Raw genomic sequence first — 10,411 nt, forward strand, 5'->3', positions numbered from 1 at the left:
GGCCACGACATCATCGCGGAACTCTCGGGGATAGGGCTTTGCCACAAGAACATCCTTCCAGCGAGGACGAATCCTCACAGTTCAGATGTCAACCAAACTCGGGGCAGACCCCATCGACACGGCAGCAGGTCGTAGGCTCGGTTATCGTTGAGGTCCTCGCGATCAGATGAGGTAGAAGTCCTCTGATCCTCGGGGACCTCGACCCATCTCCCGAGCAGCCTCGGCTACCGGCGCGTCACCCGATAGCCACACTCAACGGCGAAGCGCCGGTTATGCCCCTGACGTCAGCGTCGCGGCCTCGGCGAGGGCGGCGGCGAGATACGGTGCTGAAGCGCTGCTTCTCGACGCAGCGACCTCTGCTGGCGTTCCGGACGCGACCACGGTGCCGCCGTTGTCGCCGGCTCCCGGCCCGAGATCGATGACGTAGTCGGCTGCGCCGACCACTCGCATGTCGAGTTCCACCATCACGACCGTGTTGCCCGCATCGACGAGAGTCTGAAGGTGGGTAACGAGACGGTCTGCGTCGGCACAGTGCAATCCGGAGGTCGGCTCATCGAGCACGTACAGAGTGTCGCCGCGCTGCGCTCGTTGCAGTTCGGTGGCCAGCTTCACACGTTGCGCCTCCCCACCGGAGAGCTCTGTGGCCGGCTGTCCCAAGCGCAGATAACCGAGCCCGACATCGACCAGCGAGGTGAGGGAGCGCAGCACGTCGTACTCGCCGGCGAAGAACTCGTGAGCCTCGTCGACGCTCATCGCGAGGATTTCCGCGATGTTGCGCCCTCGCCAGGTGATCTCCAGGGTGCTCGATTGATAGCGGGTGCCATGGCAGTCGGGACACACGGTGTACACCGAGGGCAGGAAGAGCAGCTCGACCATCACGGAGCCTTCACCCTCACAGGTCGGGCAACGGCCGCCTGCGACATTGAAGGAGAACCGACCGGGCTTGTATCCGCGTGTCCGAGCTTCCGGCGTCTCGGCGAACCGACGCCGCACATGATCGAAGAGTCCTGTGTAGGTCGCGACGTTGGAGCGGGGCGTGCGGCCGATGGGTTTCTGGTCGATGCTCACCACCCGCCGGACGGTCGTGAGGTCGCCCACGACCGACCCTCCGAGCTCATCGGACTCGTCAGTGAGGAGCAGTGCGTCGGCCTCAGCGCTTTCTTCCTCGACGCGAGGCGCGTCCCCTTGCCTGGCGCCGATGAGGGCAGGCAGGACTTGACTGACAAGGGTGGACTTCCCCGACCCTGACACGCCAGTGACAGCCGTGAGCGTTCCGAGCGGTAGCGCCACGGATACGTCCCGCAGGTTGTTGCGGGTGACGTGCTCCAGCTGCAACCAGTCGTGGGCCGCACGAGGCTGGTGCGGTGGAAGGCCGCTGCCCCCGAAGATGTATCCGCGCGTCACCGACTCGTCGACCTCCGCGAGTCCGTCCGTGGGTCCGCTGTAGATCACGCGCCCGCCGCGTTCCCCGGCTCCGGGGCCGATGTCGACCAGCCAGTCCGCATGCCGCATGACGTCGACGGAATGCTCCACGACGAAGAGGCTGTTGCCGCGCTGCTTCAGCCCGTCGAGGATACCCAGCAGCGCGGTGACGTCGTGCGGATGGAGACCGGCTGACGGTTCGTCGAGGACGTAGACAACACCGAACAGTTCCGACGTGAGCTGCGTGGCGAGTCGAAGTCGTTGTAGCTCCCCTCCGGACAGTGTCGGCGTAGCGCGACCTAGCGAGAGGTAACCGAGTCCGAGATCGATGATGGGGCGCAGGCGGTCCAGCAATTCTGCGCCCAGGCGGGCTGCCGCGGCGCGCTTCTCAACAGACTGATTCCGTGTGCGACGGACACCCGGCGCAGCGGAGTGCGCGGAGCCGCCAGCAGCAACGCGCTGCTCGCTGGCTTCACGTCTCGTCGCGACGTCTACCACGGCGTCGGAGGTGTCGCCCTCGCGGTCAGACTCGGCGACGACGGACTCGAGGAGCTCAGCCAATTCACGCAGCGGCAAGGCTGAGAAGTCCGCGATATCGCGTCCTTCGAACGTCACCGTCAGTGCTTCGGGTTTGAGCCGCTTCCCATGGCACACCGGGCAGACCGCCGCGCTCATGAACTGGGCTACGCGGCGCTTCATCGACGCGCTCTTCGTGTTCGCGAAAGTGTCGAGCACGTACCGCCGCGCGCCGACGAAGGTGCCCGAGTAGCTCGGTTCGATTCCTGCTCGGATTGCCCGGCGCGCCTCGGCGAGTGTGAGTCGAGAGTGGACGGGAACGAAGGGGGTCTCGTCGGTATAGAGGATCCAGTCCCGATCCTTCTTCGGCAGATCCTTCCACGGGACGTCGACGTCGTAGCCGAGCCCGACGAGCACGTCCCGCAACTGATGGCCGTGCCAGGCGGTCGGCCACGATGCGATGGCGCGCTCCCGGATGGTGAGTGAGGGATCGGGTACCATCCGCTCCTCGGTCACCGCGTACACTCTGCCGATGCCGTGGCACTCGGGGCACGCGCCCTGCACGGTGTTCGGGGAGAAATCCTCGGCGTAGAGCATCGGCTGACCATCTGGGTATTCACCGGCTCGCGAATAGAGCATCCGAACCACATTCGACAGCGTGGTGATGCTGCCTACAGAGGAGCGTGCACTGCGCCCTCCGCGCTGCTGCTGTAAGGCGACTGCGGGCGGCATCCCGGTGATGGAGTCGACGTCGGGCACACCCGCCTGGTCGATCAGTCGCCGCGCGTACGGGGCAACTGACTCCAAGTAGCGCCGCTGGGACTCCGCGTACAACGTGCCGAAAGCCAAGGAGGACTTCCCGGATCCGGACACGCCCGTGAACACAACCATCGCGTCACGCGGAACCGTGAGATCGACGTCCTTGAGGTTGTGTTCGCGGGCACCACGCACCCGGACATCGGGCTGGACGTGGGTGGACACTGAGGAAAGGTCATCCATTTCGGAACTGTACCAAGCGGGTCTCGTGGGAAGCAGGTTCGTCGACGGTGGGAGGCAAGATGATGCGGCTGTTTACCATCGGGTTCACGAAGAAGAAGGCGCGCGAGTTCTTCGGTCTGCTCTCCGACAGCGGCGGGCAGGGGTTCTCAAACTCTCCACGGAGGTCCACCAAAAACCCCCGGTTATCCGGGGGTTTTTCGCTTGTCCGCGCAACTCGTCGAACCTCCGGTCTCCCGCCGTGCGGAAGATCGCGGAACGCACGAGGGGGCCGTGGCGAGCACACTCGCCACGGCCCCCTCGAATCACTCAGCGCCAGGCGTCCGTCGTCGCGGCGGTGCCCGATGAGGGAACCGCCAGGGTGCGGTTCACGCCGCTCTCCCATGTGACGTTGCCCGCAGCATCCTTCCGGATGTACTTGTACTGCACCGATACTCCGGCCGGCAGGGCGATGACGCTCGACCAGGTCGGGTACGACGCCGCGGAGAGAGGCTTGGCCTGAGCGGTCGCCCACGAGCCGAGCTCGGGAACGCTGCCCACGACGAAGATGTTCTGGCCCCACGACGTCGTCGCGGTCACCGAGAAGGTCGTCGCGATGGTGGTGGCCGGGGTCGTCTCGGCACACGGATTGGTGGCGGTGACGCCCGTTGCCCCGACCGCGACCTGGGTGCCGGTCAGGGAGTAGTTGTTCGACGCGTTGTTATCCCATGTGCCTGCACCATTGTTGAAGGCGGCCATCACCGTTGCGCCGTCGGAGGGCACTTCGCTTTTCACCCATCCGGTGCATGCGGCGGTCATGGTTACACCCGGCGCCGTCGTCCATGCTCCCGAGCCCACCTTGTAGTGGATGTTGTAGGCCGACCAGCCCTTCGTCGTGGAGTAGTACACGCTCGTCGTCGAGGTCGGCTGCGGCGTCGTGCCGCTCGTCTTGCCGATGTGAAGTGCGAGCGCACCGTAGGCGGGAACGGTAGCCGTGAAGGTGCCGGAGCTGGAAACGGTGTACGTCTTGGCGCACGTCGAGGAGGCGACGACATCGCAGTAGGTGCCCGCCGGGAGCGAGCTCTGGTAGGTGCGCGTGACAGGCGAGGCGGAGTTGTTGATCGCGACGAAGCCCTTGGCGCCGCGGCTGTAGGCGATGTTGTTCGCCCCGTCATCCCACCAGTCCGAGACTCCCGTGCCTTCGACGGCGTTGTGGAAGCCGACCATCCCAGTCACTTCGGTGGCGCGATGGATGCAGGTCCACGCCGACGACGTGCACGATGCGTCAGGAACGCTGGTCGCGGTCGCACCCGGCGCGCCCGCGTCCTTGTCGGTCCACGTGTAGCCGCTGTAGACGCTCGGCGACCCGTACGGCCACGACAGCAGGAACGTGTTGGCGAGGGTGTACTTCGCGCCCCACTTGTAGTTCATCGTCTCGCCGTTGCGCTCGGTGTCGTGGTTGTCGACGAACACTCCCGCAGAGGCGGAGGGAAGCTTGCCGTCGCCGATCGTGCGCAGATCCTTGATCTGACCGTCGAAGCGCGACTTCAACTCTCGTGCGTAGGCGAACTCGTGCGAATCGCCGCTGCCGAGGTACTCGGAAGGCTGTACGGGCTCGCCGGACGCGCCGATCACTTCGTGCACCCAGAAGATGGCGGGGTTGGTCAGCTTCGCTTTGATCGCCTCGAGATCTGCGGCGGGAATGTGCTTGGCCGCATCGATGCGGAATCCACTCACGCCGAGGGAGATCAGGTCGTTCAGGTAGGCGGCGATGCGGGAGCGGACGTAATCAGAACCCGTACGCAGGTCTTGCAGAGAGACCAGACGGCAGTTCTGCACCTGGTAGCGGTCCCCGTAGTTGGAGATGTTCGAACGGCAGTCGTTGAAGTCGGCTGCCCCATAGATACCCGGGAAGGAGTCGACCCCGAAGGAAGACCCGGCCACGCCGGTGCCCGAGCCGAGGTCTGTGCCCGTCATGTGGTTGATCACGGCATCGGCGATCACGCCCACGCCGGCGGTGCGACAGGTGGAGACCATCGCTTGGAACTCGGCGCGGGTGCCGAGCTTGGACTCGATCTTGTAGCTGACGGGCTGATAAGAGGTCCACCACGCCGTCCCGCGCACGTTCTCCTGAGGGGGTGAGACCTGGACGTATCCGTAGCCGGCCGGACCGAGCGAGTTCGTGCATTCTGCAGCGACCGAACGCCAGTTCCACTGGAAGAGGTTCGCAATCACGTTTCCCCGCCCGTTGGGGGAGGAAACCGTAGGAGACGGTTGCGGCGTCGTTGCCGATGCCGCCTGGGGTACCGCGAGAAGGATGCTCGTGAGAACGAGGGTCGCCGCGGCCAAGGCCGCAACGAAGCCCGCGCGGCGCGGGACGGTGCCTGTTCGTCTCTGGGGGATAGGGGGCATAGTCGGCTCCGATGCTCGACGGTGAACACAATGCGGCGCCGACAGGGGTGTACGGCACAATCAACGACGATGGCAGCGCCGGAGGTTCTGCGCAAGCGCTTACATCTGCGCACGCGAATTCTGAGTGAATGCTGTATATCCGGCCGGATGGGGACTACCGTCGTTTCTGGCAGCGGGGCACGCGCCATCACGAGGACGGAGTGGTCGAATGAAGTTCTTCCAACGCCTGGGTCGATCGCTCATGCTGCCGGTGGCGGTGCTGCCGGTCGCGGCCATTTTGTCGGGCATCTCGTACTGGATCAGCTCCGCCGCGGGCGGGTCGAACGTGGTGTCGGCGTTCCTCGGTGCCGCCGGTGGCGCGCTCCTCGACAACATGCCGCTGCTGTTCGCGGTGGGTGTCTCGATCGGCATGGCGAACAAGACCGACGGCACATCGGCTCTCGCCGGCCTCGTCTCGTGGCTGACGATCACGACGCTGCTCTCGCCCACGACGATCATGAACCTGCAGGGGCTGTCGAGCGTCGACGACGTGAACCCGGCCTTCAGCAAGGTGCAGAACGTCTTCGTCGGCATCATCGCCGGTCTCATCGGCGCCTGGTGTTACAACAAATTCAAAGACACGAAGCTCCCCGACGCGCTCTCGTTCTTCTCGGGAAAGCGGTCGGTCGCGATCGTCACAGCCGGTCTGTCCCTCGTCGTCGCGGTCGTCCTCATGTTCGTGTGGCCGGTCGTGTATCAGGGCCTCGTCACCTTCGGTGAGTGGATCTCGACCCTCGGCCCGTTCGGCGCCGGTCTCTACGGCTTCTTCAACCGCCTGCTCATCCCGACCGGCCTTCACCACGCGCTGAACTCGGTGTTCTGGTTCGACGTCGCGGGCATCAACGACCTCGTCAACTTCCTCGCCGGCAGCAACGGCGCGGGCGTCTACGGAGTCACGGGCCAGTACATGGCCGGCTTCTTCCCCGTCATGATGTTCGGTCTGCCCGGTGCCGCCCTCGCGATGTACATGACGGCCAACTCGAAGCGCAAGAAGGTCACCTACGGCATCATGCTCTCCGCCGCGGTCGCCTCGTTCTTCGTCGGTGTGACCGAGCCGCTCGAGTTCTCGTTCATGTTCCTCGCGCCGTGGCTGTACCTCGTCCACGCCGTGTTCACCGGTATCTCGGTGGGCCTCGCGGCCTGGCTGCCGACGCGACTCGGGTTCGGCTTCTCGGGCGGCTTCATCGATATGGTGCTGCAGTGGGCGAACCCGCTCACGCAGAATCCATGGATCCTGCTGCTCATGGGCGTCGCCTGGTTCTTCATCTACTTCTTCACGTTCTCGTTCGTGATCAAGCGCTTCAATCTGAAGACGCCCGGCCGCGAAGACGACGAAGACGCGCAAGACGCCGACAACCTCGAGACGAGCCTCACCGGCTACCACGGCACGGCCGAGAAGTTCATCGCGGGCCTCGGCGGCAAGGCGAACATCATCGACGTCGACAACTGCGCGACGCGTCTGCGCATGGAAATCGCCGACCCTTCGAAGGTCGACGAGCACGCCCTCAAGCGCGCCGGTGCCGCGGGCACGATCAAGACGGGTGGGCACTCCGTGCAGGTCGTCTACGGTCTCAACGTGCAGTTCGTGAAGGATGCCATGGACGACCTCATCTCGGGCCGCACGGCCCGGATCGAGGCGGCCGAGGCCGCCGGCGACCTGCCCTTCGACGGCGGTGGCGTGGCCACGGCGACGGCGACGGCGACAGCGACCGGCGCGAAGACGCTGACGCTGCGTCAGCCGGTCGACGGCACCGTGGTCGCCCTCGCCGACGTGCCCGACCCGATGTTCGCGCAGGGCACGATGGGCCCGGGCGTCGCGATCGACCCGACCGGCGACACCGTCGTGGCGCCGGCTGCCGGCACCGTGGCATCCGTCTTCCCGACGGGGCACGCGATCGGACTCGCGCTCGATGACGGCACCGAGCTGCTGATCCACATCGGCATCGACACCGTCGGCATGAAGGGCGACGGTTTCGAGACGCTCGTGAAGACCGGTGACACGGTGGTGGCGGGCACGCCGCTGATCCGCTTCGACGTCGACAAGATCCGCGCCGCAGGCCTGTCGCCGATCACGCCGGTCATCGTGCTCAACAACGATAACGCGACCGTCGCGTTCGACTGACGCACGCTGTCAACGGGCCGGGGCGATGAGCTCCGGCCCGTTGTTGCGTACATTGCCGACCGCGGGGCCGACCTCGCGCATGACCAGGCCGTCGACGAGCGAGGGGGCGGCGTCGATCGTCGCGTCGAGCAGGTCGCCGACGTTCTCGGTCGTCGGGTCGAGCCACACGTCTGCGTAGTCGGCGTCGATGAACAGCGGCATGCGCTCGTGGATCGATCCGAGCTCGCCCGTCGCCTGACGCGTCATGATCGTGACGCTGAGCAGCCACCGTGCCGGGTCGTCGTCGGGCTTCGAGGCGTCTTTCCACCATTCGTAGAGCCCCGCGAACAGCAGCGGCGAATCATCGGCGGGGTGGATGTAGTACGGCGTCTTCACGCCGGCCTCGGTGTGCCATTCGTAATAGCCCGTGGCAGGGATCACCGCGCGCCGCTTGATGAGCGCCTGGCGGAACATCGGCTTGTCTTCGACCTCTTCGGCGCGCGCGTTGAACGCTTTCGAACCGATCGAGGGGTCTTTCGCCCATGCCGGCACGAGTCCCCAGCGAGCCGCCTCGAGGCGCCGGGTGGGAGGTTCGGTCTTGGCCGAGTCGAGCACGATCGCGACGCGATCGGTGGGCGCCACATTGAAGGAGGGGCCGGGAAGGTCATCGCCCTCGAGGTCGACCCGCAGAACGCCGACGAGCTCTGATCCGCTCGCGGCAACGACGAAACGTCCGCACATGCGGCCAGCCTACGCGGGGGCGCAGACACGCCCGCGGCGGTCAGTCGGCGTCGACGACGCCCGCCTCGGTGAGCCGGTCGAGCAGCTCGGCGCCGTCCGATTCCGACACCCACGGCACCGCCACCGCCGAGTGGTCGTTCACCGAGGTGCGCCCACCCGCGAGCACGGCCTCGGCGGGGGACAGGCGCCGGATCGCGACGGCGGTGACGTGATCGGGGAACTCGCTCGTGAACGCCGTGTACAGGTCGTCGTCGTGCTGGCCGTCGTCACCGATCAGCATCCACTTCACCTGCGGGAACTCGCACACGAGCCGTCGCAGGTTGTCCTCTTTGTGCTCGCGGCCGCTGCGGAACCAGCGGTCGTGCGTCGGTCCCCAGTCGGTGAGCAGCAGCGCGCCCGGCGGGTAGAGGTGCCGGCGCAGGAACCGCTGCAGCGTCGGCGCGACGTTCCACGCGCCGGTGGAGAGGTAGATGACGGGCGAGCCGGGGTGGTCGCGCACGAGACGTTCGAGCAGCACGGCCATGCCGGGCACGGGCTGGCGCGCGTGCTCGTCGAGCACGAACGAGTTCCACGCCGCCACGAACGGGCGGGGGAGTGCCGTCACCATCACGGTGTCGTCGACGTCGGAGACGACCCCGAAACGGACATCCGCACCGACGATGAACACGCGCGTCTCGACCGGCTCCGAGCCCTCGACGCTCATCGTGATCGGCTGCCAGCCGGGTGCCAGGCGCGCCGGCAGCACGGTGTCGATGACGCCGCCGCGGTCGGCGACGACCTCGTGGCTCACGCCGTCGATCGTCACGGTGACCTGGGCGTAGCCGACCGGCACCGCGGCGAAGGAGCGCCAGCCCCGCACGTTCGCGTATTCACCGCGGTACTTCGTCGGAAGAGGCGGCACGATCAGCACACGGCCGAGCACGCGCACCCATTCCTCGCTGCCGTAGCCGGGGTAGGCCGAGATGCTGGCGCGGTTGCCGCGGGCGCGGGCGCGCCGCTCGCGCCACGCGTGGAAGCGGTACTCGAGGCGCGCGATCCACAGCACCTTGGTGCGGGGTGCGGGTTCGGCAGACATCGTCTCAGTCTCCCACGGGCGCAGACGGACGGTCGTCGTCTTCGCGGTCCATATGACGCGCTTCCCCGCGCGAGATGAGGCGTTTGGCGCCGTAGGCCGCGATGAGGAACACGACGAGGATGCCGACGAACACGTAGCCCGCGTAGTGCAGCCGGTCGGAGAGTTCGCGGTAGGTGCCGGCCGCCGCGGCGCCCACGCCGACGTAGGCGATCGCCCAGACGGTGCATGCCGGGGCCGTCCACGCGATGAAGCGGCGGTACGAGAACCCGCTCATGCCGACCGTGAGCGGAACGAGCGAGTGCAGCACCGGTAGAAACCGCGAGAGGAAGATCGCGGGGCCGCCGCGGCGACGCAGATACAGTTCGGCGCGCACCCAGTTGTGTTCGCCGATGCGTCGTCCGACGGCGGAGAAGCGGATGCGCGGGCCGAGCCAGCGACCGAGCCAGAAGCCGATGCTCTCGCCGATCAGCGCGCCGACGATCACGACGAGCGTGAGGATCACGCCCTCGGTGACCGAGCCGACGGCGGTCGCCGAGACGAGCACCACGGTGTCACCCGGCACGACGAGCCCCACGAGCACGCTCGTCTCGAGCATGATGGCGACACCGGCGAGCACGGTGCGCAGCACGGGATCGACGCTTTGCACGGCATCGAGCAACCACGTCAGCACGTCGTTCACCGCTTCAGCCTACGGCGCCGCGGTCTAGCCTGAGGGAGTGCCCGCCCGACCCGTCGCCCGGCGCCTGGAGTGGACCGATCCCGAGGCGCTGTTCCTCGGCGGTCCCGCTCGCGAGGAGCATGCGTTCTGGCTCGATGCGGGCCCGGATGCCACGTCGGGCTGGAGCTGGCTCGGCGTCGGCGACCCGGCGCCGGCGTGGCCCCGCGATCTCGTGATCTCGGTGCCGGACGCCCAGACCGCAGGCGACGTGGTGCCCGGCGGTTTCGCGGGCGGCTGGGTGGGATGGCTGGGCTACGACGGGGGCGCGGGGCGCGCCGGTGCACCCGCCGCGACCGACACCGCCGCGCCGGGCGAGGTTGCCCTCGCCGTGCGGCGGCTCGTGGCCTTCGATCATGCGGCTCGGCAAAGCTGGCTCATCGCGCCCGAGGGCGACCACGACGGCCCGGCCGGC

6 protein-coding genes and 1 pseudogene are annotated in these 10,411 nt (G+C 67.0%); 2 read left to right on the forward strand and 5 right to left on the reverse strand.

The window, feature by feature from the left end; translation table 11 throughout:
- Nucleotides 1-270 precede the first annotated feature (270 nt).
- Together G3N18_RS14610 and G3N18_RS14615 are read right to left on the reverse strand one after the other, a co-directional pair.
- A complete protein-coding gene (locus G3N18_RS14610; protein ID WP_196385001.1) occupies nucleotides 271-2,937 on the reverse strand; it encodes an excinuclease ABC subunit UvrA in 2,667 nt (888 codons plus the stop codon).
- 306 nt (nucleotides 2,938-3,243) lie between these two features.
- Nucleotides 3,244-5,148: a carbohydrate-binding module family 20 domain-containing protein gene (locus tag G3N18_RS14615; protein ID WP_196385002.1), complete on the reverse strand. Its 1,905-nt coding sequence runs from the start codon at nucleotides 5,146-5,148 to the stop codon at nucleotides 3,244-3,246.
- Nucleotides 5,149-5,533: 385 nt separating this feature from the next.
- On the opposite strand from G3N18_RS14615, the gene nagE reads away from it, so the two are divergent.
- Nucleotides 5,534-7,486, forward strand: a complete 1,953-nt coding sequence (gene nagE, locus G3N18_RS14620) for an N-acetylglucosamine-specific PTS transporter subunit IIBC (protein ID WP_196385003.1) — start codon at nucleotides 5,534-5,536, stop codon at nucleotides 7,484-7,486.
- Nucleotides 7,487-7,495: 9 nt separating this feature from the next.
- On the opposite strand, the gene G3N18_RS14625 is transcribed toward nagE, so the two are convergent.
- Genes G3N18_RS14625 through G3N18_RS14635 form a run of 3 tightly spaced genes read right to left on the reverse strand, consistent with a single transcriptional unit; the run spans nucleotide 7,496 to nucleotide 9,960 of the window.
- Complete coding sequence (locus G3N18_RS14625; RefSeq protein WP_196385004.1) at nucleotides 7,496-8,206, reverse strand: SOS response-associated peptidase; 711 nt, start codon at nucleotides 8,204-8,206, stop codon at nucleotides 7,496-7,498.
- 40 nt (nucleotides 8,207-8,246) lie between these two features.
- Nucleotides 8,247-9,281 (reverse strand): App1 family protein, encoded by a 1,035-nt coding sequence (locus tag G3N18_RS14630; RefSeq protein ID WP_196385005.1) that lies wholly within the window; start codon nucleotides 9,279-9,281, stop codon nucleotides 8,247-8,249.
- 4 nt (nucleotides 9,282-9,285) lie between these two features.
- Entirely contained in the window at nucleotides 9,286-9,960 is a 675-nt protein-coding gene (locus G3N18_RS14635) for a VTT domain-containing protein (RefSeq protein WP_196385006.1), read from the reverse strand.
- 37 nt (nucleotides 9,961-9,997) lie between these two features.
- Here G3N18_RS14635 and G3N18_RS14640 point away from each other — a divergent pair.
- Nucleotides 9,998-10,411: pseudogene (locus G3N18_RS14640) on the forward strand (anthranilate synthase component I family protein); the annotation flags it as partial.

This window comes from Microbacterium paulum (genome assembly GCF_015707995.1).
Taxonomy (GTDB): Bacteria; Actinomycetota; Actinomycetes; order Actinomycetales; family Microbacteriaceae; genus Microbacterium; species Microbacterium paulum.